Source organism: Rhodovulum iodosum (assembly GCF_041020385.1).
Classification (GTDB): Bacteria; Pseudomonadota; Alphaproteobacteria; order Rhodobacterales; family Rhodobacteraceae; genus Rhodovulum; species Rhodovulum iodosum.
Genome location: NZ_JBEHHI010000001.1, coordinates 967516 through 990081, shown reverse-complemented (window position 1 = coordinate 990081; position 22566 = coordinate 967516). Strand labels below are relative to the sequence as shown.

The 22566-nt window shown below is 66.9% G+C and carries 22 protein-coding genes and 1 tRNA gene; 16 read left to right on the top strand and 7 right to left on the bottom strand.

The genetic code is table 11. From position 1 onward, the window contains the following. The first annotated feature begins 114 nt into the window (after positions 1 to 114). From pufB to Ga0609869_RS04820, 7 genes are all read left to right on the top strand, one after another. Positions 115 to 261 carry a light-harvesting antenna LH1, beta subunit gene (gene pufB, locus Ga0609869_RS04850; protein ID WP_125406173.1) on the top strand — a complete coding sequence of 49 codons (147 nt, stop codon included), beginning with the start codon at positions 115 to 117 and terminating at the stop codon, positions 259 to 261. A gap of 14 nt (positions 262 to 275) precedes the next feature. Then, entirely contained in the window at positions 276 to 437 is a 162-nt protein-coding gene (gene pufA / locus Ga0609869_RS04845; protein ID WP_125406176.1) for a light-harvesting antenna LH1, alpha subunit, read from the top strand. A 145-nt stretch (positions 438 to 582) separates the two neighbouring features. Beyond that, positions 583 to 1431, top strand: coding sequence for a photosynthetic reaction center subunit L (pufL, locus tag Ga0609869_RS04840; RefSeq protein ID WP_125406179.1), 849 nt, complete (start codon positions 583 to 585; stop codon positions 1429 to 1431). Between the two features lie 2 nt (positions 1432 to 1433). After that, positions 1434 to 2402, top strand: a complete 969-nt coding sequence (gene pufM / locus Ga0609869_RS04835) for a photosynthetic reaction center subunit M (RefSeq protein WP_125406182.1) — start codon at positions 1434 to 1436, stop codon at positions 2400 to 2402. 1 nt (position 2403) lies between these two features. After that, entirely contained in the window at positions 2404 to 3492 is a 1089-nt protein-coding gene (gene pufC, locus Ga0609869_RS04830) for a photosynthetic reaction center cytochrome PufC (protein ID WP_125406185.1), read from the top strand. Between the two features lie 172 nt (positions 3493 to 3664). Next, positions 3665 to 5584 carry a 1-deoxy-D-xylulose-5-phosphate synthase gene (gene dxs, locus Ga0609869_RS04825; RefSeq protein ID WP_125406188.1) on the top strand — a complete coding sequence of 640 codons (1920 nt, stop codon included), beginning with the start codon at positions 3665 to 3667 and terminating at the stop codon, positions 5582 to 5584. Between the two features lie 129 nt (positions 5585 to 5713). Beyond that, positions 5714 to 7477 (top strand): SulP family inorganic anion transporter, encoded by a 1764-nt coding sequence (locus Ga0609869_RS04820; protein WP_211336810.1) that lies wholly within the window; start codon positions 5714 to 5716, stop codon positions 7475 to 7477. Here Ga0609869_RS04820 and Ga0609869_RS04815 read toward each other — a convergent pair. The 7 genes from Ga0609869_RS04815 to leuC all read right to left on the bottom strand — a co-directional run bounded on the left by Ga0609869_RS04815 (position 7474) and on the right by leuC (position 13671). After that, positions 7474 to 8082 (bottom strand): AAA family ATPase, encoded by a 609-nt coding sequence (locus tag Ga0609869_RS04815; protein WP_125406191.1) that lies wholly within the window; start codon positions 8080 to 8082, stop codon positions 7474 to 7476. The two genes, Ga0609869_RS04820 and Ga0609869_RS04815, sit on opposite strands and share 4 nt — an antisense overlap. A 48-nt stretch (positions 8083 to 8130) precedes the next feature. Continuing rightward, positions 8131 to 8207: transfer RNA gene (locus Ga0609869_RS04810), tRNA-Pro, on the bottom strand. A gap of 66 nt (positions 8208 to 8273) precedes the next feature. Next, positions 8274 to 9380 (bottom strand): 3-isopropylmalate dehydrogenase, encoded by a 1107-nt coding sequence (gene leuB, locus Ga0609869_RS04805; RefSeq protein ID WP_125406193.1) that lies wholly within the window; start codon positions 9378 to 9380, stop codon positions 8274 to 8276. Between the two features lie 57 nt (positions 9381 to 9437). Continuing rightward, positions 9438 to 10457 carry an endonuclease/exonuclease/phosphatase family protein gene (locus tag Ga0609869_RS04800; RefSeq protein ID WP_245972294.1) on the bottom strand — a complete coding sequence of 340 codons (1020 nt, stop codon included), beginning with the start codon at positions 10455 to 10457 and terminating at the stop codon, positions 9438 to 9440. Between the two features lie 65 nt (positions 10458 to 10522). After that, entirely contained in the window at positions 10523 to 11329 is an 807-nt protein-coding gene (locus Ga0609869_RS04795; protein WP_342772236.1) for a hypothetical protein, read from the bottom strand. Positions 11330 to 11634: 305 nt separating this feature from the next. Further along, positions 11635 to 12240 carry a 3-isopropylmalate dehydratase small subunit gene (gene leuD, locus Ga0609869_RS04790; protein ID WP_125406197.1) on the bottom strand — a complete coding sequence of 202 codons (606 nt, stop codon included), beginning with the start codon at positions 12238 to 12240 and terminating at the stop codon, positions 11635 to 11637. Positions 12241 to 12252: 12 nt separating this feature from the next. Then, on the bottom strand, positions 12253 to 13671 hold the full coding sequence (gene leuC, locus Ga0609869_RS04785) for a 3-isopropylmalate dehydratase large subunit (RefSeq protein ID WP_125406199.1): 1419 nt from the start codon (positions 13669 to 13671) through the stop codon (positions 12253 to 12255). Between the two features lie 235 nt (positions 13672 to 13906). Between leuC and Ga0609869_RS04780 the strand changes: the two genes are divergently transcribed. From Ga0609869_RS04780 to Ga0609869_RS04740, 9 genes are all read left to right on the top strand, one after another. After that, positions 13907 to 15223, top strand: a complete 1317-nt coding sequence (locus tag Ga0609869_RS04780) for a mechanosensitive ion channel family protein (protein WP_125406201.1) — start codon at positions 13907 to 13909, stop codon at positions 15221 to 15223. Between the two features lie 60 nt (positions 15224 to 15283). After that, positions 15284 to 15898 carry an SOUL family heme-binding protein gene (locus tag Ga0609869_RS04775; RefSeq protein ID WP_125406202.1) on the top strand — a complete coding sequence of 205 codons (615 nt, stop codon included), beginning with the start codon at positions 15284 to 15286 and terminating at the stop codon, positions 15896 to 15898. Positions 15899 to 16048: 150 nt separating this feature from the next. After that, a complete protein-coding gene (gene rsfS / locus Ga0609869_RS04770) occupies positions 16049 to 16435 on the top strand; it encodes a ribosome silencing factor (RefSeq protein WP_125406204.1) in 387 nt (128 codons plus the stop codon). Next, a complete protein-coding gene (gene rlmH, locus Ga0609869_RS04765; RefSeq protein ID WP_125406206.1) occupies positions 16436 to 16906 on the top strand; it encodes a 23S rRNA (pseudouridine(1915)-N(3))-methyltransferase RlmH in 471 nt (156 codons plus the stop codon). A gap of 148 nt (positions 16907 to 17054) precedes the next feature. Further along, positions 17055 to 18575 carry a 2,3-bisphosphoglycerate-independent phosphoglycerate mutase gene (gene gpmI / locus Ga0609869_RS04760; RefSeq protein ID WP_125406208.1) on the top strand — a complete coding sequence of 507 codons (1521 nt, stop codon included), beginning with the start codon at positions 17055 to 17057 and terminating at the stop codon, positions 18573 to 18575. After that, the gene (locus Ga0609869_RS04755; RefSeq protein WP_125406210.1) at positions 18572 to 19699 is read left to right on the top strand and encodes a murein hydrolase activator EnvC family protein; all 1128 of its coding nucleotides are present in this window, start codon (positions 18572 to 18574) and stop codon (positions 19697 to 19699) included. The genes gpmI and Ga0609869_RS04755 overlap by 4 nt, the downstream gene beginning before the upstream one ends. A 7-nt stretch (positions 19700 to 19706) precedes the next feature. Beyond that, a complete protein-coding gene (locus Ga0609869_RS04750; RefSeq protein ID WP_125406212.1) occupies positions 19707 to 21047 on the top strand; it encodes a S41 family peptidase in 1341 nt (446 codons plus the stop codon). Between the two features lie 40 nt (positions 21048 to 21087). After that, positions 21088 to 21582, top strand: a complete 495-nt coding sequence (locus Ga0609869_RS04745) for an RNA pyrophosphohydrolase (protein ID WP_125406214.1) — start codon at positions 21088 to 21090, stop codon at positions 21580 to 21582. A gap of 191 nt (positions 21583 to 21773) precedes the next feature. Next, entirely contained in the window at positions 21774 to 22319 is a 546-nt protein-coding gene (locus Ga0609869_RS04740; RefSeq protein ID WP_125406216.1) for a PhnA domain-containing protein, read from the top strand. Positions 22320 to 22566 lie beyond the last annotated feature (247 nt).

The window sequence follows — 22566 nt, the reverse complement described above, 5'->3', positions numbered from 1 at the left end:
CAAACGAAATTCGCCCATCCCCCCGGTTGGGCGAATACTGGCAGGGCACGAGGCTCTGTCGGAACCCGGCCGCCGGGGTGCGCGGCATCAGTCTGACGATCCGGAGGAAAGTTAATGGCTGAATCTGACGTGTCGTTCACCGGTCTGACCGACGAGCAGGCGCAGGAAATCCACGCTGTCTACATGAGCGGGCTTTGGTTGTTCGCAGCCGTTGCCGGTGTCGCTCACCTGGCAGTGTACATCTGGCGTCCGTGGCTCTGAGGAGGACCTGAGAAATGGCAAAATTCTACAAGATCTGGATGATCTTCGATCCGCGCCGTGTGCTCGTGGTGCAAGGCGTGTTTCTCATGCTGCTGGCGGTGATGATTCACCTCTTCGTGCTCAGCAACCCCTACTTCAACTGGCTGACCGTCGCTGCCGAGAAGGCCGCGGGCTAAACGCCCCGTCCTTAACGGCACCGGCATGGCCAGGTGACAAGAAAAATGCTGCGGGCGGGAGCCCCGATCTTCCGCCCGCAGCGATCTCAAGGACAAGGACGGCTGAGGCCCGGACGGACACGGCCGCCATTTGCGGAGACAGACGATGGCACTGCTCAGTTTTGAGAAGAAGTATCGCGTCCGTGGAGGGACGCTCATCGGTGGCGATCTGTTCGACTTTTGGGTGGGGCCTTACTATGTAGGCTTCTTCGGAGTAACGACAGTTTTCTTCGCTACCCTCGGTACCCTGCTTATCCTCTACGGCGCGTCCATGCAGGGGACTTTCAACCCGTGGGTGATTCATATCGCCCCCCCCGACCTCAGCTACGGTCTGGGGATCGCACCGCTCGCCGACGGCGGGCTATGGCAATTCATCACGGCGTGCGCCCTTGGCGCATTCATCAGCTGGGCCCTGCGCGAGGTGGAAATCTGCCGCAAGCTCGGGCTTGGTTATCATGTGCCGATCGCGTTCGGCTTCGCGATCCTGGCCTATATGACGCTGGTCGTCTTCCGCCCGTTGCTGATGGGCGCCTGGGGGCACGGCTTCCCGTACGGCATCTTCAGTCACCTCGACTGGGTGTCAAACACCGGCTACGCCTACCTGCACTTCCACTACAACCCGGCGCACATGCTGGCCATCTCGTTGTTCTTCGCAACGGCGATGTTCCTGGCGCTGCACGGCGCGCTGGTGCTCAGCGCCTGTAACCCCGAGGAAGGCGAAGAGGCGAAGACGCCCGACCATGAAGACGCGTTCTTCCGCGACTTCATCGGCTACTCGGTCGGCACGCTGGGGATTCACCGGGTCGGCTTCCTGCTGGCCATCAACGCGGTTTTCTTCTCCGCCGTCTGCATCATCATCTCGGGTCCGCTCTGGACCGAGGGGTGGCCTGAATGGTGGACCTGGTGGACCGACCTGCCGATCTGGCCGGATGCTGCCGCCGCTGGAGGGATGTAAAAATGGCTGAGTATCAGAACATCTTCACCCAGGTTCAGGTCCAGGGCCCGCCCGACTGGGGCATGGACAACGACAACAACATGATGGAGGAGCGCGTCGGCGGCATCGGCCATGTCGGGTTGCTCGGCTGGTTCGGAAACGCCCAGCTCGGTCCGATCTATCTTGGCTGGACCGGCATCGTCGGGCTGCTCTCGGGCTTCATGGCCATCTTCATCGTCGGGCTCAACATGCTCGCTCAGGTGAACTGGTCGCTGGTCGAGTTGCTGCGCCAGGGCTTCTGGCTCGCGCTCGAGCCTCCGGGGCCGGAATACGGTCTCGGCGTCCCGCCGCTGAGCGAAGGCGGCTGGTATCTGATCGCCAGCTTCTTCCTTCTGGTCTCGGTGATGACCTGGTGGCTGCGCGCCTATCTGCTCGCCCGCGAGCACAAGATGGGCAAGCACATTGCCTGGGCTTTCGCCGCGGCGATCTGGCTGTTCCTGGTGCTGGGCCTCATCCGCCCGCTCATGATGGGCAGCTGGTCGGAAATGGTGCCCTACGGCATCTTCCCGCACCTCGACTGGACCACGGCCTTCTCGATCCGCTACGGCAACCTCTACTACAACCCGTTCCACGCGCTCTCGATCGCGTTCCTCTACGGTTCTGCGCTGCTCTTTGCGATGCACGGCGGTACGATCCTGTCGGGCGCCCGCTTCGGTGCCGAACGCGAGCTGGAGCAGATCTACGACCGGGGCACGGCGGCCGAGCGGACGGCGCTGTTCTGGCGCTGGACGATGGGCTTCAACGCCACGATCGAAGGCATCCATCGCTGGGCGTGGTGGTTCGCGGTGCTGACCCCGATTACCGGCGGCATCGGCATCCTGTTGTCGGGCACCGTGGTCGACAACTGGTTCATCTGGGCCCAGGAGCATCACTTCGCGCCTGAGTATATCGCACCCTACGGCTACGAAGCCTATACTGGGCAAGGAGGCTGACATGCTGAGAATCCCCAAATGGTACAAACAATGGTCCGCGGATAATCCGACCAAGCTTTACGGCCCGGGGATCGTTGTCGGTACGATTGGCTTTGCGGTGATCGTCGCGGTGTCTGCGGTGGTCTTCACCAACCCCTACAAGACGACCGACTTCCAGACCGGTCCGCGGGGCATCGGGATGGCCGTGTCCAAGTTCGTCAAGGACAACCCGCAGGACGATCCCTACGCTGCGCAATACGTTGCCTACGAGCGTGTCGAGGTGCCGGAAGGCACCCCGACCGCGGCCGAGGCCTACGGTGACAGCGTGGTCGCCTTCGGTGACATGGACCAGGCCAACTTCGACCAACTCACCAAGGCTATGAGCGAGTGGACCGGTGCCGATATCGTGCTTTACGATAACGGCGAGGTTGACGCGAACATGCTCGAGGTGACCCAGAACTGCATCGAGCTGACGCAGTACCTGAACACCGACTGGGACGGTCACAACCTGGCCTCTGACGGGCGTGGCGTGAACTGCTACACCTGCCACCGGGGCGAGCCGATCCCGCCGCAGTCGTGGTTCAAGGCCGGTGCCGTGAACGCTTCGGCGACGGGCTGGGCGGCGATCCAGAACCGGGTGATGCTCGACAACAAATACACCCAGAGCGAGTTCACCTCGCTGCCGGTGGATGCCGTCGAAAAGTTCCTGCTCGATGGCGAGAGCATCAAGGTGCACGACCTGGAATCGAGGGTCAACACGTTGCCCGGCGATCCCACCTGGCAGAATGCCGAGCGTACCTTCTCGTTGATGAACCATCAGTCCAACTCGCTGGACGTGGGCTGTGTCTACTGCCACAACACCCGTGCCTTCTACGACGGCACCCAGGTGACGCCGCAGTGGTCCAGCACCATCACAGCGCAGCAGATGCTGATCGACATCAACCAGTATTACCTGGAACCGCGCGCCGAGCTTCTGCCGGCCTCGAGCCTGGGTGACGAGGGCGATGCCGGCAAGGCCAACTGCGCCACCTGCCACATGGGTGTCGTCAGCCCGCTGAACGGCCGGAACATGGTCGCCGAGTGGCCGGAACTGGCCGCGCCGCTCGAGTAAACGAACACGGCCGGGCGCGGGTTTCCGCCCCGGCCATATTCCATCGGGCCCTTAACGGGGTCCGATATTCGGGGCCTCCACACCCCGGTTCCCTTCCTGTCAGACACAGGACACTGGCGCCGTGTGGAGATACAAAACCACACGGCGCTTTTTTTATCGCGGGAGAAGAGAAATGAACACACCGCTGACCCCCACCCTGGACCGCGTCGCCGGTCCGGCCGACCTTCGCTCGATGAACCTGGGCGAGCTCTCCACGCTCGCCCGCGAGTTGCGACAAGAGGTGATTTCGGTGGTCAGCGAAACCGGCGGGCATCTGGGCTCGTCGCTGGGTGTGGTCGAGTTGACCGTGGCGCTGCACGCGGTCTTCAACACGCCCTTCGACAAGCTCGTCTGGGACGTCAGCCACCAGTGCTATCCGCACAAGATCCTGACCGGGCGGCGCGACCGTATGCACACCCTGCGTCAGGGCGGCGGCCTGGCGGGGTTCTGCAAGCGCACCGAAAGCGAGTTCGACCCGTTCGGCGCCGGCCACAGCTCGACCTCGATCTCGGCCGCGCTGGGCTTTGCCGTCGGCCGCGACATGGGCCTGCCCACAGGCGATTCCATCGCGGTGATCGGCGACGGTTCGATCAGCGCCGGCATGGCCTACGAGGCGCTGAACAACGCCGGCCACGAAAACCGCCGGCTGTTCGTGATCCTCAACGACAACGAGATGTCGATCGCCCCGCCCGTGGGTGCGATGTCGAAATATCTCTCGGGCCTTTACGCCGACACGCCGCTGGGCAAGCTGAAGGACATGGCCGAAGATTTCGAGGCCGCCCTTCCCGGCCCGATCCGCGAAGGCGCGCGCCGCGCGCGCCAGCTCGTCACCGGGTTCCCCGGCGGCGGCACGCTGTTCGAGGAACTGGGGTTCGACTATATCGGCCCGATCGACGGGCATGACATGAGCCAGCTCATGGCCGTGATGCGCGCCGCGCGGGCGCGCGCCGCGGGGCCGGTGCTGATCCATGTCTGCACCGTCAAGGGCAAGGGCTACCGCCCCGCCGAGACCGCGGCCGACAAGTATCACGGCGTGTCGAAATTCGACGTCGTCTCGGGCGCGCAGAAAAAATCGAAGGGCAACGCGCCCTCCTACACCTCGGTTTTCGGACAGACCCTGACAGACGAGGCCGCGCGCGAGTCGCGGGTGGTCGCGGTCACCGCGGCGATGCCCTCGGGGACCGGGCTGAACATCATGCAGGACCGGTTCCCGGCGCGCGTCTTCGACGTGGGTATCGCCGAACAGCACGCTGTGACCTTTGCCGGCGGCATGGCCGCGTCGGGGCTAAAGCCGTTCTGCGCGATCTACTCGACCTTCCTGCAGCGCGGGTACGACCAGTTGGTGCATGACGTCGTGCTGCAAAAGCTGCCGGTCCGCTTTGCCATCGACCGCGCGGGGCTGGTGGGCGCGGACGGATCGACCCATGCGGGTGCCTTCGACCTCAGCTATCTTTGCTGTCTGCCCGGTCTCACGGTGATGGCCGCGGGCGACGAGGCGGAACTCAAGCACATGGTCGCCACCGCCGCGGCCTATGACGAGGGGCCCATCGCCTTCCGCTACCCGCGGGGCGAAGGGCTGGGCGTCGAGATGCCCGAGCGGGGCGAGGTCCTCGAGATCGGCAAGGGGCGCATCCTGCGCGAGGGCAGCCAGGTCGCGCTGCTGTCGCTGGGCGCGCCGCTGGGCGACGCGCTTAAGGCGGCCGAGGCGCTGGAGGCGCGCGGCATCTCGGTTACCGTGGCCGATGCACGTTTCGCCAAGCCGATGGATACCGACCTGATTGCCCAACTGGTCGCTCATCATGCGGCGCTGATCACCATCGAGCACGGCTCGGAGGGTGGGTTCGGTGCGCAGGTGCTGCACTGGCTGGCACGCACCGGACGGCTGGACAAGGGGCTGGCGGTGCGCACCATGACCCTGCCCGATACCTTTATAGAGCAGGCCAGCCCGGCGGCGATGTATGCCGAGGCGAAACTGACCGCCGACGACATTGCCGACACCGCGCTCTCGGCGCTCGGCGTGGCCCCGGCCCAGTTCGGCACGGCCCGCGCCTGAGCCGCGCCACAGCCGAAAACGACCTCAACGGCGGGCCCCGGGGGCCCGCCGTTTTGTTGCCTGCCTCTTGTTTAATCGCTTCGCTCGCCTTAGTCGTATTTTAAATCGTGAATGTGAAAGCCCTGCGCCGTGCGCCTGCCCGCCTTCAAATCCGTCGCCCGCTACCTGCCGATTCTGGACTGGGGCCGCCACTACGGCATCGGACCGCTGACCAACGACATGGTCGCCGCGGTGATCGTGACGATCATGCTGATCCCGCAATCGCTGGCCTACGCGTTGCTGGCCGGTCTGCCGGCCGAGATGGGCCTTTATGCATCGATCCTGCCGCTCGTCGCTTACGCGATTTTCGGCACGTCGCGGGCGCTGGCGGTGGGCCCGGTGGCCGTGGTGTCGCTGATGACCGCCGCGGCGGTGGGCAACCTGGCATTGCAGGGCACGGCGGAATACGCGGCCGCGGCCATCGCGCTGGCCTTTCTGTCGGGGCTTTTCCTGATCCTGCTCGGTGTTTTCAGGCTGGGGTTTCTGGCCAATTTCCTCAGCCACCCGGTAATCGCGGGGTTCATCACCGCAAGCGGCATCATCATCGCCACCAGCCAGCTCAAGCACATCCTGGGAATCCCGGCCTCGGGCCATACCCTGCTCACGCTTCTCGGCTCGATCATGGGCAATCTCGGCCAGATCAACATCTGGACGGCGATCATCGGCATCGGCGCCACGGCGTTCCTGTTCTGGGTGCGCAAGGGGCTGAAACCGAAACTGCTGAAGGCGGGCCTGCCGCCGCGCCTGGCCGAGGTTCTGGCCAAGGCCGGGCCGGTGGCGGCTGTGGTCGTGACCACCTTCGTCACCTGGGCGCTGGGGCTCGGCAACCGGGGCGTGGCCATCGTCGGCGAGGTGCCGCAGGGCCTGCCGCCGCTCACCTTCCCCAGCTTCGACGCCGACCTGTGGACCAGCCTGATCGGCTCGGCCGTGCTGATCTCGATCATCGGCTTCGTCGAATCCGTCTCGGTCGCCCAGACGCTGGCCGCCAAGAAACGCCAGCGCATCGTGCCCGACCAGGAGCTGATCGGGCTGGGCGCGTCGAACATCGCCGCATCGGTCTCGGGCGGCTACCCGGTGACGGGGGGGTTCGCCCGTTCGGTGGTCAATTTCGATGCCGGTGCCGAGACGCCAGCGGCGGGCGCCTTTACCGCCATCGGCATCGCGGTCGCGGCCATGGCGCTGACGCCGTTGCTGTTCTTCCTGCCCAAGGCGACCCTGGCGGCGACCATTATCGTGGCGGTGCTCAGCCTCGTCGATTTCTCGATCCTGCGCACCACCTGGGGCTATTCCAAGGCCGATTTCGCCGCCGTCGCCGCGACGATCCTGCTGACGCTGGGATACGGGGTGGAAATCGGTGTCTCGGCGGGGGTCGCGATCTCGGTGGCGCTGTATCTCTACCGCACCTCACGCCCGCATATCGCCGAGGTGGGCGTGGTGCCGGGGACCGAGCATTTCCGCAACATCCACCGCCACGCGGTCGAGACCGACCCGGCTATCCTGACGATCCGCGTCGATGAAAACCTCTATTTCGCCAATGCCCGCTTCCTTGAGGATTACCTCTACGACCGGGTGGTGGGCGACGAGGCTGTCAAGCACGTCATCCTCATGTGCTCGGCGGTGAACGAGATCGACACCAGCGCGCTGGAATCGCTCGAGGCGGTCAATCACCGGCTGGGCGACATGGGGCTAAAGCTGCACCTGTCCGAGGTGAAGGGGCCGGTCATGGACCGCCTGAAAAAGACCCATTTCCTGCTGGACCTGACCGGCGACGTCTACATCTCGCAATACCAGGCATTCCGCGACCTCAGCCGCGTGCGCGAAAAGGCCGCCGAGGCCAAGGACGCCCCGGCCTAGTTGGTCACCACCAGATCGGCAGGCAGGCGGCGCGCATCCACCAGCCGCGCGTTGGCCATGTCGTTGCCTTCGGCCCGCGCGGCGGCCTCTTCGGGGGGCAGCCCATGGTCCAGCCAGCGCGCGGTGAGGCGGTGGCGCAGCGCCGCCTCGGGCACCGACAGGTAGACCGCGACGTCCCAAAAGGGCCTCAGGTCGCGCCAGACCGGCGCATCGAACAGCAGGTAGTTGCCTTCCAGAACCACGGTTCGGCACGCGGCCCCGACGCAGCCTGCCCCGGCAATGGCGATGTCGCGCGCGCGGTCGAAGACCGGGAAATAAACGTCCTCGGGCTCATGCAGCGCGCCGACCAGCCGCAGAAAGCCGCCCGCGTCGAAAGTTTCGGGCGCGCCCTTGCGCGGCAACAGGCCCCGTGCCGTCAGGATGCGGTTGTCGAGGTGAAACCCGTCCATCGGCACCACGCTCGCGCCAAGCGCCTCTGCCAGTGCCGAGGCCAGCGTCGATTTCCCGCTGCCGGGTGCGCCGGCAAGGGCGATCAGGCGGCGGGTCGCACATGGGGCGGGCAGCGCTGCCATGATCTGCCGCAGGGCACTGGTGTCCGGCGTCATGTCCAGGCCTCCCGAAGGGCTGCGAGGGGTGGGGAATTTGCGGCCAATTGGTCGGAGTGAGAGGATTCGAACCTCCGGCCCCTGCCTCCCGAAGACAGTGCTCTACCAGGCTGAGCTACACTCCGACCGAGTGCACGCCGATTACAGCGGCGTGCATTGATTTGCAAGGGGGCATTCGCCCCCTCGCGCCCTCAGAGGCTGGCGTCGAGCGCGGCCAGCACGGCATCGCCCATTTGGCGGGTCGAGGCGGGCGCGCCGCCCTCGGCCTGCATCAGGTCTGCGGTGCGCACGCCGTCGGCCAGCACCGTTTCCACGGCCTTTTCCAGCCGCGTCGCCTCGTCGCCCTGGTCGAAGGAATAGCGCAGCGCCATGGCGAAGCTGAGGATGCAGGCGCAGGGGTTGGCCTTGCCCTGGCCGGCGATATCGGGCGCCGAGCCATGCACGGGTTCATAGAGCGCCTTGGGCCGGCCGTTGGCCATAGGCGCGCCGAGGCTGGCCGAGGGCAACATGCCCAAAGAACCCGTCAGCATCGCCGCCACGTCCGACAACAGATCGCCGAACAGGTTGTCGGTGACGATCACGTCGAACTGCTTGGGCCAGCGGCAAAGCTGCATGCCGCCCGCATCGGCATACATGTGCGACAGCTCGACCTCGGGATAGCTTTCGTCATGGACCTTCTGCACCACCTCGCGCCAGAGGATGCCCGATTCCATCACGTTGGCCTTCTCCATCGAGCAGACCTTGCCCGCGCGTTTCTTCGCCAGCTCGAAGGCAGCCCGCGCCACGCGGTCGATCTCGGACTCGGTGTAGCGCTGCGTGTTGATGCCGACCCGTTCGTTGCCCTCTTCGAAGATGCCGCGCGGCTCTCCGAAATAGACGCCGGAGGTCAGCTCGCGCACGATCATGATGTCGAGGCCCGCGACGACCTCGGGCTTGAGCGAGCTGAAATCGGCCAGCGCGTCAAAGCACTGGGCGGGGCGGAGGTTGGCGAAAAGGTCCATCTCCTTGCGCAGGCGCAACAGGCCGCGCTCGGGCTTCAGGCTGAAATCGAGAGTGTCGTATTGCGGCCCGCCCACGGCGCCCAGCAGCACCGCGTCGACCTCTTGTGCCTTGGCCATGGTCTCGTCTGACAGCGGCACGCCGTGCACATCGTAGGCCGCGCCGCCGACAAGGTCTTCGGTGACGTCGAAGGCAAGGCCGCGCTTGGCGCCGAACCAGTCGATGATGCGGCGCACCTCGGCCATCACCTCGGGGCCGATCCCGTCGCCGGGCAGGATGAGAAGGGTGGGGTTGGTCATGGGCGGTGTCCTCGGCTGAAAGGCTGCACGAGGGCGTATCCGCTCGGCCCCGAGGGGTCAAGGCAGGGCGATGTCGACCCAGACCAGCCGGTGGCGCGAGGCGCGCGCGGCCTCCTCGGCCGCCGGTCCGTCGGCGGGCCAATGGACCCCGGCACCCAGCACGCGGAACGCGGCATCGGGCAAGACATAATCGACACGCAGGTTGCCCGGCCCGTCTTCGGGCCAGTCGACCGTGTCATGCGCCGGCTCGCCCCGCTGCCCGTCGCCCGCGCCGGCCTGCCGGGCGCCGTCGCTGCCGGGTAGCGGGTCCTGAAGGCGCGGATGGGCCAGCAGCGCGGCAATCGCCCCATGGCGGCCCGCGCCGTCGGCCGGGTCCAGGTTGGCATCGCCCATCAGCACCACGGGCCCCGCGGGCGCAGGCGCGCCGGGCAGTGCCCCGTCGAGATAAAGCGACCAGAGGCGCAGCTCGTCGCGGTTGCGCAGGCCGTTACGGTCCTCCGGCCCGTCAAAGACCGGGGGCGTGGCATGAAAGGCGAGGATGTGCAGCACCGTGCCGGCCACCTGCACCGGCACGTCCCAATGCGCGGTATTCGACAGGCGTTGCACCGACTGCGCCCCGGCGCTGGGAAAGGGCCGCCCGTCGAGCACGGGCAGGGTGGCGCCGGGCAGGTCGGCCCACAGGAGCGATGAGAAATCGCGCACCGCGCGCGGATCGACCGGATAGCGCGACAACAGCGCCAGCCCCCCCTGGCCGGGAAAATGCCCAAAGCCCTGCGCGTCGCCCGGCCCATGGCGCTGGCCATCGCCGTCGAGATCGGCGCCGCTGGGCTGTCCGCTGTTGGGAGGTCGCGCAAAGCGGTGAGCGTAGGGCGCGCCCTGCGCCGCCAGACGGTCGGCCAGTGCGTTCAGCGCGGCGCCGTCATGATCGTAATCGACCCCCTGCAGCAGCAGGATATCGGGGTCGGCCCGCGCGATCACCGCGGCGAGGGCGGCGACCTGCGCATCGTCGCCCGCGGCGATGTCGGCCAGCATGAGGCCGGGGCCGCGTCGGGAAAGCTCGGTGTTGTAACTTGCCACCCGCAGCGTGTCGGCAGCCGCTGGACCCAGCGCCAGCGCAAGCGCCAGCGCCAGCGCGGTGGCGCTCAGGCTGGCACGAAGGTGCCCTTTTCGTCGTCCTTCGCAGGCTCGGCCCGGCGGCGCTGATCCTCGATCAGTTCCGCGATGCGGCCGATGGCGATGCCGCGCATGAACAGGCTTGCGGGGAGAAGGGCCCATGCCGACACCGTCCAGATCATGGTCTGCGCACTGGTCAGCGTCACCGGGCTGAAGAGGTAGGACGACGCCTTGAACGCGACCGGGATCAGGAATGGCAGCAAAAACCCTAACGCCACGTTAAAACGGGCGTCGCGTGCCAGCCGCTTGACCACATCGCCGCCGGCGGTGGGGTCGAACGTGGGCAGGTTGACCCAGACGTTGAAGGTCATCTTGTGCGAGGGCCAGTGGCGCGCCCGTGCCAGGGCCACGAAGATGGCCAGCGAGAGCAGGGAAATCAGGTAAGCCAGGCCCGCGGCGGTGCGCACCAGCATCACCTGGTGGGCTTCGGTCCCCGGCGGCAACGCCAGCACCAGAAGCCGCACGGGGCTGTAGGGGAAGTCGGTGGCCTGCGCCACCAGGGCGCCGATGGCGGCCACGAATTCGGTAAAGGGCGTGGGCATGGATTGCCCGCGCGTGATGACGGACAACAGGAAGACCGTCAGGAACATCGTGACGAATCTGATCCGGTTGAACGGGGGCGCATCGCGGAATTCCACAAGGACCGGCGACTCGGCGGAGTATTCGAAGATCGTAAGGGCGGCCGCGAAGATCGCGACCAGGGCGACGACCTGCGTCGCATCGGCGGTGACGCCCGGCAATAGCAACGAGGGCGTGGCGATGAGCCAAACGACCAATGTTGCGCGCACAATTGTGCCTATCAGCTGACTGATCATTGCTCTGCCTCTCCGTCCTTGCCGGACGCGGACAGGCGCCACGTCGCGGCTTTCAGACGTGTTATTGAATTATGGCGCGTCGCCTTATCTTTGCCCACTTTTTGCCTTCTTTCATCTCTTCCAGCAAGACACGGGCTAAGGTTAACGATTCCAATCGGGCAATTTCGTGGAGAAACTGTCGCCGCTTTGCATCAATTCATGCACCAAAAAGGGGCTGCCCTGCAGGACAGCCCCTCTGGCCACATCATCTTGTGGTTGTTTGGAAATCAGACCCAAGGACGCTGTTGACCGGCCTGGGACTCGTAGGAATCGATGGAGGCGGCCTTTTCCAGGGTCAGCCCGATATCGTCGAGACCGTTAATCAGGCAATGCTTGCGGAACGGGTCGACCTCAAACGAAATGACCTCGCCATCCGACGTGGTGATGGTCTGCGCCTCAAGATCGACGGTCATCCGGGCATTGGCGCCCTTCTCGGCATCCTTCATCAGGATATCCACCTTCTCCTGCGGCAGCGGGATCGGCAGGATGCCGTTCTTGAAGCAGTTGTTGAAAAAGATGTCGGCAAAGCTGGGCGCGATGACGCAGCGGATGCCGAAATCCTTGATCGCCCACGGCGCATGTTCGCGCGACGAGCCGCAGCCGAAATTCTCGCCCGAGACGAGGATCTCGGCCTCGCGGTAGGCCGGCTGGTTCAGCACGAAATCGGGTTTTTCGTTGCCCTGTTCATCATAGCGCATCTCGTCGAAGAGGTTCACGCCCAGCCCGGTGCGCTTGATCGTCTTGAGGTACTGCTTGGGGATGATCATGTCGGTGTCGACATTGACCTGCGGCAGCGGTGCGGCGATGCCGGTGAGTTTCTCGAACTTGTCCATCGTTGCGTTTCCTTACACCGTTTCCGCCGTCAACTCGCGCACATCCGTCAGATGCCCCGTCACCGCAGCCGCCGCGGCCATGACCGGGCTCATCAGATGGGTGCGCCCGCCGCGGCCCATGCGGCCCTCGAAATTGCGGTTGGAGGTCGCCGCGCAGCGTTCGCCCGGGGCCAGTTGGTCGGGGTTCATGCCCAGGCACATCGAACAGCCCGCAAGCCGCCATTCGAAGCCAGCGTCCGTGAAGATGACGTCCAGCCCCTCTTCCTCGGCCTTGGCGCGGACAAGGCCCGACCCCGGCACGACCATGCCGCGCACGCCGTCGGCCAGCTTGCGGCCCTTCAGAACCTCGGCCGCGGCGCGCAGATCCTCGATGCGCCCGTTGGTGCACGACCCGATGAAGACCGCGCCGATCTTGATGTCCTGCAAGGGCGTGCCGGGGGTCAGCCCCATGTAGTCGAGCGAGCGCCGCACCGCATCGACCTTGCCGCCCGCGAAATCCTCGGGCGCGGGCACCTTTTCGGTGATCGGCAGCACGTCTTCGGGCGAGGTGCCCCAGGTGACCACCGGCGCGATATCCTCGCCGCGGATGGTGACGACCTTGTCCCAATGCGCGTCGTCGTCGGAATAAAGCGTCTTCCACCACGACAGCGCGGCCTCCCACTGCGCGCCCTTGGGCGCGTGAGGCCGGCCCTTCACATACTCGAAGGTCTTTTCGTCCGGCGCGATCAGACCCGCGCGCGCGCCGCCCTCGATCGCCATGTTGCAGACGGTCATCCGCCCTTCCATCGACAGCGCGCGGATCGCCTCGCCGCAATACTCGATCACGTAGCCGGTGCCGCCGGCGGTGCCGGTCTTGCCGATGACCGAGAGCGTGATGTCCTTCGCGGTCACGCCGGGCGGCAGTTGCCCGGTGATCTCGACCTTCATGTTCTTGGACTTGCTCTGGATCAGCGTCTGCGTGGCCAGCACATGCTCCACCTCGCTGGTGCCGATGCCGTGGGCTAGCGCGCCGAAGGCGCCGTGGGTGGCGGTGTGGCTGTCGCCGCAGACCACGGTCATGCCCGGCAGGGTCCAGCCCTGTTCGGGGCCGACGATATGCACGATGCCCTGACGGATGTCGGAGACCGGGTAGTAATTGATCCCGAAATCGCGCGCGTTCTTGTCCAGCGCCTCGACCTGGATGCGGCTTTCCTCGGTCATGTTGGCCACGATCTCGCGGCCTTGCGTGGTGGGCACGTTATGGTCGGGCACGGCGATGGTCTTTTCCGGCGCGCGCACCTGCCGGCCGGCCATGCGCAGCCCCTCGAAGGCCTGCGGGCTGGTCACCTCGTGCACCAGGTGGCGGTCGATATAGATCAGGCAGGTGCCGTCCTCGGCGTGATCTACCAGGTGGGCGTCCCAGATTTTGTCGTAAAGTGTCTTGCCGGTCATGGATGTCTCCGCGGCTTGTCTTCGGTCATTGGGTCATGTCGGGGTGTGCACCGCCTCATAGGCGGGCCAGCACCGAATGCGTCGCGCCGAAAAAGCGCCAGGGCAGGCGCGCGCGGTCGTCCATGTCAAAGATGCGTTTCATGTCCGATCAGATACGCCTTTGCCCGTTGCCGATCAAGGGCGCGCGCTTGTCGTGCCCGCGCCCGCCATGCGATGCTGCGCCAAAGGACACCGGATGGAAATCGACCCGACCCCCATTCTCGATCAGCTCATGGCGTTCGCCGACCAGGCCAGCGCATTCGCCGACAGCCTCACGCGCCCCGGTTGGCGCCTCTATCAGATCGCGATTGTCGTGGGGCTGGCGGCGCTCGCGCAGGGCCTTGCCTGGGCGCTGCAGACCCCCGCGCATGAATGGCTGCGCAGCCGCGAGGGCTGGCCCAGGTGGCGGCTGCGCGTCGCCCTGATCCTGCTCAGGCGACTTCGGCTGATCCTGTTCGTGGGCCTGGCCTGGATGCTGGTCTGGATCATGCGCGAGGTGACATGGCCCTCGCGCAGCTACCTGGTCGGCATCGCCGCGACGCTGGCCGCGGCCTGGCTTGGCGTCGGGCTCGCCGCGCGGCTGGTGGTCAACCCGGTGCTCCGGCGGATCGTCACCTGGGGGCTGTGGGTCTATGTGACGTTCTACGTTCTCGGCATTACCGAAAACGCCGCCTCGGTGCTTGAAAACCTCGCGGTGGATCTCGGCGGCACCCGCCTCTCGGCGCTGACGCTCTTGAAAGCGGCGGTCCTTACCGGGCTGCTGTTCACCGCCGCCCGGCTGATCGCACGCAATTCGGCCGCGCGCATCCGCGCCGACGAGACGATCTCGCCCTCCATGCAGGTGCTGATCGTCAAGGTGATGCAGGTCTCGCTCTATGCCGCGGCGGTGTTCCTCGGGCTCGAGGCGGTGGGAGTGGACCTTACGGGGCTTGCCTTCCTGTCCGGGGCGATCGGCGTGGGGCTCGGCTTCGGCCTGCAAAAGGTCGTGTCCAACCTCGTCTCTGGCGTCATCATCCTGCTCGACAAGTCGATCAAGCCCGGCGACGTGATCAGCCTGGGCGAAACCTTTGGCTGGATCAACGCGCTGGGCGCGCGCTACGTCTCGGTCGTCACCCGCGACGGCAAGGAATACCTGATCCCCAACGAGGACCTGATCACCAGCCAGGTGGTCAACTGGTCCCATTCCAACGAGTTCGTGCGGCTCGATATCCATTTCGGCACCGCCTATGCCAACGATCCGCATCTGGTGCGCAAGGTCGCGGTCGAGGCGGCCGGATCGGTGCCTCGCGTCCTCGGCGCCCGCCCGCCGGTTTGCCACGTTGTGGGCTTCGGCGACAGCTCGGTCGACTACATCCTGCGGTTCTGGATTACCGACCCCACCGAGGGGCTGACCAATGTCCGCGGCGCGGTGTTCCTGGCGCTTTGGGATGCCTTCAAGGCCGAGGGCATCGCAATCCCCTTCCCCCAGCGCGAGGTGCGCCTGCTCGACCGCGACGGCGCGCCGGACGGGTAGGGGCCTTGTCTGGCCTCGACGCCGCCCCATCTCTTCGGCGGAACGCGACGGGAGGCGGCGATGAACGCTCACTGGACGGCGCCGTGGCTGCTGGCGGCGCTGGTTGCGACATGGGGCGCGACGACGATGGCATTCGCACAGACGACCTATCGCGGCTACGAGGCGCCGCCCTATACAGTCGAGGCCCGGGACGGGCCGGTAGAGCTGCGCGATTACGCGCCCTTCACGGTGGCCGAGGTCACCGTCAGCGGCCGCCGCGGCCCGGCGATCCAGACCGGCTTTCGGATTCTCGCCGGCTATATATTCGGACGAAACCAAACGCCCGCGGGCGCGTCGGAAAAGATCGCCATGACGGTTCCGGTGACCCAGGCGAAGGCCGAAGAGGGCTGGGTGATCCGCTTCATGATGCCCGCGGGCAAACGCCTCGACGCGCTGCCCGCGCCCGAAAACGCCGCGGTCCGCCTGACCCGCACCGCACCCGAACGGATGATCGTCATGCGCTTTTCGGGCCGCGCGACCACCCGCGCATTGACCGAGCAGGCCGAGCGCCTCGCCGCCTATGCGCGCGCGAACGACCTCGAAATCACGGGCGCGCCGCGGTTCATGTTCTACGACGATCCCTTCACCCTGCCGTGGCGCCGCCGCAACGAGGTCGGGCTTGTTCTCGCCGATTGAGAAAGAGCCGCTACCGCGCCGCAGCCGCTGTCATTGAGATTTCGCACAGGCGATGCTACCTTATGTGTGTGCCCGGCGCCGGGGCTTTTGGATCGGCGTGCCACGAAGGAGGACGATGTCCTGTCTAACATTGCAGAGGCGGTCAACCTCATGACCGCACCGAACGCAGCCATGACCGGGCTTCCCACGGATGTGTCGAGCGAAGACTTGCTTGATTTCATTCTCGCTTCCCTCAGCGACGACAAGGCCGAAGACATGATCTCGATCGACTTGCGCGGCAAGTCGTCCATGGCCGATTACATGGTGATCTGTTCGGGCCGCTCCACCCGCCAGGTGGCGTCGATCTCGGAGAAGCTGAAAGACCGGCTCAAGCAGGAACTCGGCCGTGGGGCCAAGCTGGAGGGCAAGGATCAGGGCGACTGGGTCCTGATCGACGCGGGCGACGTGATCGTCCATGTCTTCCGCCCCGAGGTGCGCGAGTTCTACCAGCTCGAAAAGATGTGGATGCCTGCCGGCGCCGCCACCGCGCGCGCCTGAATGCGTCTTGCCATCTGCGCCGTGGGCCGCCTCAGGGCGGGGTCCGAGCGCGCGCTCGTCGATGACTACCTCGCACGGGTCGACCGCACCGGGCGGGCGCTGGGCCTCGGGCCCGCCACCGTCACGGAGGTGGACGACCGAAAGGGCGGCGGCAAGGCGGCCGAGGCGCAGCTCATATCCCGCGCGCTGCCCGAGGGCGCCCGGCTCTGCGTGCTCGACGAACGCGGCAAGACGCTCAGCTCCCCCGGTTTCGCCGACCTCCTCGCGCGCTGGCGCGACGAGGGCCAGGGCACCGCGGCCTTCGTGATCGGCGGGGCCGACGGGCTCGACCCCGCTCTGGTTGCCCGGGCCGATGCCACGCTTTCCTTCGGGCCCATGGTGTGGCCGCATATGCTGGCGCGCGTGATGCTGGCCGAACAGCTTTACCGCGCCACGGCGATTCTCGCCGGCACCCCCTATCACCGCGTCTGATCTTCTTCTTGGCCCAAATACCCGATCCGCGCCCGGGAACCGGGCGCCCGGAAAAGGCGTGGCCCGAAGGGCCGCAATCTGATGGCCGGCGGTTGTCCTCCCCCGGCCCGCCGCCTAGAACGGGCGCAACCGCGAAAGGGCCCCTTCCATGACCGCACCCAAACCCGTTGTGCTTTGCATCCTCGACGGCTGGGGCCTCGGCCCCACCCATGACGACAACGCCCCCGAACTGGCCGAGACGCCCAATTTCGACCGGCTGATGGCCGGCTGTCCCCATGCAACGCTGACCACCCACGGCCCCGCTGCCGGGCTGCCCTCGGGGCAGATGGGCAATTCCGAGGTGGGCCATACCAATATCGGCGCCGGCCGCGTGGTGGCGATGGACCTGGGCCAGATCGACCTCTCCATCGAGGATGGCAGCTTTTTCAAGACCCCCGCGCTGAGGGGCTTCATCGACAAGGTCAAGGCGGCCGGCGGCACGGCGCACCTGATGGGGCTGGTCTCCGACGGCGGCGTGCACGGCCATATCCGCCACATCCTCGCCGCGACCCGTGCCATCGCCGGGGCAGGCGTGCCGGTTGCGATCCACGCCATCACCGACGGGCGCGACGTGGCGCCGAAATCGGCCGACCGCTTCATCGCCGAGTTGCAGCAGGGGCTGCCCGAGGGCGCCCATATCGCCAGCGTCATCGGGCGCTACTACGCGATGGACCGCGACAATCGCTGGGCCCGCGTGCAGCTTGCCTATCACGCCATGGCCAGCGGCCTGGGCGAAGAGGCGGACACGCCCGTCGAGGCCGTCACCGCCGCCTACGCGCGGGGCGAGACCGACGAGTTCATCGAGCCCTCCGTCATCGACGACGCACCGGGCATCGCCGATGGCGACGGCCTGTTCTGCCTCAACTTCCGCGCCGACCGGGCGCGCGAGATCCTGCGCGCCTTTGCCCAGCCCGATTTCGACGATTTCGAAACCGGCAAGCGGCCTGAACTCTCGGCGATCCTGGGCATGGTCGAGTATTCGACCGACCACAGCCGTTGGATGGACACGGTGTTTCCCAAGCGCGAGCTCGTCAACACGCTGGGCGAATGGGTGGCCAAGCAGGGACTGCGGCAGTTTCGTTTGGCCGAGACCGAGAAATACCCCCATGTGACCTTCTTCCTGAACGGCGGAAAGGAAGACCCCGAAGAGGGCGAAGACCGGTTCATGCCGCCCAGCCCCAAGGTCGCCACCTACGACCTGCAGCCCGAAATGAGCGCGCCCGCCGTCACCGACAAGCTGATCGAGGTGATCGGCGCGGGCTACGACCTGATCGTGGTGAATTACGCCAACCCCGACATGGTGGGCCATACCGGCGTGATCGAGGCCGCGGTCAAGGCGTGCGAGGCGGTCGACAGCGGCCTGGGCCGGGCGCTCGCCGCGCTGAAATCCGCCGGCGGCGCGATGATCGTGACCGCCGACCACGGCAATTGCGAGACCATGGTCGACCCCGAAACCGGCGGCCCCCATACCGCGCACACGCTGAACCCGGTGCCGGTGATCCTGGTCGGCGGGCCCGAGGGCGCACGGCTGCATGACGGGCGGCTTTGCGATCTGGCGCCGACCATCCTGCAACTCATGGGGCTGCCCCAGCCGCCGGAGATGACCGGCGAAAGCCTGATCGAGCCATGAGGGCGGGGCGCGGCCTGCTGGCGGCGCTGGCCCTGGTGCTGGCCGCGCCGGGGGGCCTCGCGGCGGCCGACCCGGCGGCAGAGGCGCGTGCCGCTGCCGAGTCGCTGCGCGCGGCGGGCAATCTGCTGTCCGGGGCCGAAGAGGCCAAGGACCGCGTCGCCGCCCTGACCGAGACCGTGCGCGCCTACGAGGCGGGGCTTGCGTCGCTGCGCGCGGGGCTGCGCCGGGCGACGATCCGCGAACGCGCCATCGCGCGCGGGCTGGAGGCGCGGCGGCAAGAGCTGGGCCAGCTGCTGGGTGTGATGCTGGGGATGGAACGCACGCCCGAGGCGTTGCTGCTGCTGCACCCGTCGGGCCCCGTGGGCACCGCGCGCGCCGGCATGATGCTGGGCACGGTGACGCCCGCTTTGCAGGCCGAGGCCGAAATTCTGCGCGCCGAACTTGAGGAGATCGCCACGCTGCGCGCCCTGCAAGAGGCCGCCGCCGGGGCGCTGGCCGACGGGCTGGCCGGCGTGCAGACGGCCCGCACCGCGCTGTCGCAGGCGGTCGCCGAACGGCGCGAGCTGCCGCGGCGCTTCGCCGCTTCGCCCGATGCGCTCAAGAGCCTTCTGGAAAATAGCGACACGCTCGACAGCTTTGCCGCCGGCTTGGCGCGGGACAGCGGGCAGGGCCCGGCCGAGCCCGGCTATGCCTTGCCGCCGCTGCCGTTGCCGGTCAACGGCACGCTGCTGCGCGGCTATGGCGAGACCGACGCCGCCGGCATCAGCCGCCCCGGCGTGGTGCTCGCCACGCGCCCGCTGGCGCTGGTCACCGCGCCGGCGCCGGCCACGATCCTTTATCGCGGCCCGCTGCTGGACTACGGAAACGTGATCGTGCTTGAGCCCGCGCCTGGCATTCTGATGGTGTTTGCGGGGCTTGCCGAGGTCTATGGTGCGACGGGAGAGGTGGTTCCGGCGGGGTCTCCAGTGGGCCTGATGGGCGGTGCCGCCCCCGATGCCGCGGCCTTTCTGAAGGCGGCGACAGAAGGCGGTGGTTCTTCACAGCCGGAAACGCTTTATATAGAGGTGAGAGAGGGCGACACGCCCGTTGACCCCGCCGGGTTGTTCGAACTGGACAAGGATTGACGACGCCATGAAGAAATTCGTGATGGCCGCGCTGGGCGGCACCCTCGCCGGGGCGGTTCTGGCCACGCAGGTGGCAGGCCCGCTCGTCGCGCAGGAAGCCAGCCGCAAGAGTTCGGTCTACGAGCAGCTCGATCTTTTCGGCGACATCTTCGAGCGCATCCGCGCGCAATATGTCGAACCCGTCGAAGAGGCGGAATTGATCGAGGCGGCGATCAACGGGATGCTCACCTCGCTCGACCCCCATTCCAGCTATTTGCCGCCGAAGGATTTCGACGACATGCAGGTGCAGACCCGGGGCGAGTTCGGGGGGCTGGGCATCGAGGTCACCCAGGAAGAGGGCTTCGTCAAGGTCGTCTCGCCGATCGACGGCACGCCCGCAGACGAGGCTGGCATCGAGGCCGGCGATTTCATCACCCATGTGGACGGCGCAAGCGTTCTGGGCCTGACGCTCGACGAGGCGGTCGAGCTGATGCGCGGGCCCGTGGGCAGCGAGATCCTGATCACCGTGGTGCGCGAGGGCGTGGACGAGCCCTTCGAGGTGACCATCATCCGCGATACGATCAAGCTGACCGCCGTGCGGTCGCGCGTCGAGGGCGACACGGTCGTGCTTCGCGTGACCACCTTCAACGACCAGACCTATCCCAACCTGAAAGAGGAGTTCGAGCAATCCGTCGAAGAGCTGGGCGGGTTGGAAAGCGTGAACGGCATCGTTCTCGATCTTCGCAACAACCCCGGCGGGCTGCTGACCCAGGCGATCAAGGTGTCCGATGCCTTCCTCGATGCCGGCGAGATCGTGTCGACCCGCGGCCGCAACCCGCAAGACAGCGACCGCTACAACGCCCGCGACGGCGATCTGACCGAGGGCAAGCCGATGGTGGTTCTGATCAATGGCGGCTCGGCCTCGGCCTCGGAAATCGTGGCCGGCGCGCTGCAGGATCACCGCCGCGCCATCGTGGTGGGCACCAAGAGCTTCGGCAAGGGCTCGGTCCAGACGGTGATGCCGCTCAAGGGCGACGGCGCGATGCGCCTGACCACCGCGCGCTACTACACGCCCTCGGGCCGCTCGATCCAGGCTTTGGGCGTGTCGCCCGACATCGTGGTACAACAGCCGCCCACCCGTCCGACCGACGATGAAGAGGACGAGGCCGCACCGCGCCGCGGCGCCCGCTCCGAGGCCGATCTGCGCGGCCGGCTGGACAATGACAGCATCACCGAGGACGAGCGCCGCCAGCTCGAGGAAGAGCGGGCCAAGGCCGAGGCCGCGGCGAAGCTGCGCGAAGAGGATTACCAGCTGGCCTATGCCATCGACATCCTCAAGGGCCTCTCGGCGCTGGGCACCGAACAGTAACGGGGGAGGGCCGGCCGCAACGGGCCGGCCCGTCGAATCGATGACACCTGAAGAGGCCGAAAAGCTGCCCTATCGCCCTTGCGTGGGCGTGATGCTGACCAATGCCGAGGGCCGCGTCTTCGTGGGCCAGCGCAACGATTACGAGATGCCGGCGTGGCAGATGCCCCAGGGCGGCATCGACGCGGGCGAAACGCCCGAGGCCGCCGCCCTGCGCGAGCTGTGGGAAGAGACCGGGGTAAGCGCCGACCTGGTCGAGGTGGTCGGCCGCACCTCGGACTGGGTGCATTACGACCTTCCGCCCGATCTCTTGGGCAAGCTCTGGAAGGGGCGCTATCGCGGGCAGAAGCAGATCTGGTTCCTGATGCGCTTTCTCGGCACCGATGCGCAGATCAACATCGCCACCGAGCATCCCGAATTCGTCGAATGGGCCTGGCTCGACCCGGCGCATCTGGTCGAGAGCATCGTGCCCTTCAAACGCGACGTCTACGCCCATGTGGTGGGCGAACTGGTGCCCAAGATAGCTCCGACGGGGTAGGGCGGCGCAGAGCTTTCGGAAAAGGCCGGCGATGCCGCGCGCCAGCGTCGGTTTGACAGGCGGCATGACGCGTCCATACGAAATATGCCCGTGACCCCGCCGCCCGGCGGGAGCATTCGCCGCACTGGCGCTGCGGCCTTGCCGCGGGCTAGGGTCCGCCGCGACAGCCCCCAGCGAAGGATTTGCCCGCGATGGACGATGCGTTGACGACCCGCTGCGGCGGGGCTTGCGAGCTCTGCGGCGCCACCGAGGGGCTGACCGCCGCGCCCGTCGCCCCCCGCGAAGACGCGGTCGCCCTCTGCACCGCCTGCACGGCACAGGTGGCGGGCGGCGAGCTCGACCCCCCGCACCTGCGCTGTCTGCAATCGGCGATGTGGAGCGAGGTGCCCGCCGTGCAGGTCGTGGCCTGGCGGTTGCTGACCCGCCTCTCCGATACGGAAGGCTGGGCGCGCGAGGCGCTGGAGATGCTCTATCTCGACCCCGACCTTCAGGCTTGGGCCGAGGCGGGACTGGCCCCGACAGGCTCCGGCCACCGCGACAGCAACGGCGCCGAGCTGGCCCAGGGCGACACGGTGGTTTTGGTCAAGGACCTGCCGGTCAAGGGCGCAGGTTTCACCGCCAAGCGCGGCACGGCGGTGCGGGGCATCGCGCTGGTGCCCGACAATCCCGACCAGATCGAGGGGCGGGTCGAGGGGCAGCGCATCGTGATCCTCACCAGGTTCGTCAAGAAGCGCTAGGCCGGATCGCTCGGCCGCTGCGCGCCGCCTTTGGGCGGTCAACTCGAAGTTGGCGACGCAGTCGAAGCGCGCGGTCTTGCCGGTCGTGAGCGTCCAGAGATACCCGAAATGCAGCGCCACCCCATCGCCGTCTCGGGTGCAGTCGAAGACGTGGCGCAGCGTGGTGGCCGCCCGGCCTCGTCACAGCAAGGCCGCTGGCCGATACGGCGGTTCGCGATCAGGCCCCGGCCCGGTATCGCCCTGCGGG

Excerpts from the sequence above, each read along its gene's own strand:
- pufC (WP_125406185.1), top strand. The coding sequence starts at position 2,404 with ATGCTGAGAATCCCCAAATGGTACAAACAATGGTCCGCGGATAATCCG.
- pufL (WP_125406179.1), top strand. The coding sequence starts at position 583 with ATGGCACTGCTCAGTTTTGAGAAGAAGTATCGCGTCCGTGGAGGGACG.
- Ga0609869_RS04740 (WP_125406216.1), top strand. The coding sequence starts at position 21,774 with ATGGACGATGCGTTGACGACCCGCTGCGGCGGGGCTTGCGAGCTCTGC.
- leuB (WP_125406193.1), bottom strand. The coding sequence starts at position 9,380 with ATGACCAACCCCACCCTTCTCATCCTGCCCGGCGACGGGATCGGCCCC.
- pufB (WP_125406173.1), top strand. The coding sequence starts at position 115 with ATGGCTGAATCTGACGTGTCGTTCACCGGTCTGACCGACGAGCAGGCG.
- Ga0609869_RS04775 (WP_125406202.1), top strand. The coding sequence starts at position 15,284 with ATGAACGCTCACTGGACGGCGCCGTGGCTGCTGGCGGCGCTGGTTGCG.
- Ga0609869_RS04745 (WP_125406214.1), top strand. The coding sequence starts at position 21,088 with ATGACACCTGAAGAGGCCGAAAAGCTGCCCTATCGCCCTTGCGTGGGC.
- rlmH (WP_125406206.1), top strand. The coding sequence starts at position 16,436 with ATGCGTCTTGCCATCTGCGCCGTGGGCCGCCTCAGGGCGGGGTCCGAG.
- dxs (WP_125406188.1), top strand. The coding sequence starts at position 3,665 with ATGAACACACCGCTGACCCCCACCCTGGACCGCGTCGCCGGTCCGGCC.
- leuC (WP_125406199.1), bottom strand. The coding sequence starts at position 13,671 with ATGACCGGCAAGACACTTTACGACAAAATCTGGGACGCCCACCTGGTA.
- gpmI (WP_125406208.1), top strand. The coding sequence starts at position 17,055 with ATGACCGCACCCAAACCCGTTGTGCTTTGCATCCTCGACGGCTGGGGC.
- pufA (WP_125406176.1), top strand. The coding sequence starts at position 276 with ATGGCAAAATTCTACAAGATCTGGATGATCTTCGATCCGCGCCGTGTG.
- rsfS (WP_125406204.1), top strand. The coding sequence starts at position 16,049 with ATGACCGCACCGAACGCAGCCATGACCGGGCTTCCCACGGATGTGTCG.
- pufM (WP_125406182.1), top strand. The coding sequence starts at position 1,434 with ATGGCTGAGTATCAGAACATCTTCACCCAGGTTCAGGTCCAGGGCCCG.
- leuD (WP_125406197.1), bottom strand. The coding sequence starts at position 12,240 with ATGGACAAGTTCGAGAAACTCACCGGCATCGCCGCACCGCTGCCGCAG.
- Ga0609869_RS04780 (WP_125406201.1), top strand. The coding sequence starts at position 13,907 with ATGGAAATCGACCCGACCCCCATTCTCGATCAGCTCATGGCGTTCGCC.
- Ga0609869_RS04755 (WP_125406210.1), top strand. The coding sequence starts at position 18,572 with ATGAGGGCGGGGCGCGGCCTGCTGGCGGCGCTGGCCCTGGTGCTGGCC.
- Ga0609869_RS04750 (WP_125406212.1), top strand. The coding sequence starts at position 19,707 with ATGAAGAAATTCGTGATGGCCGCGCTGGGCGGCACCCTCGCCGGGGCG.
- Ga0609869_RS04815 (WP_125406191.1), bottom strand. The coding sequence starts at position 8,082 with ATGACGCCGGACACCAGTGCCCTGCGGCAGATCATGGCAGCGCTGCCC.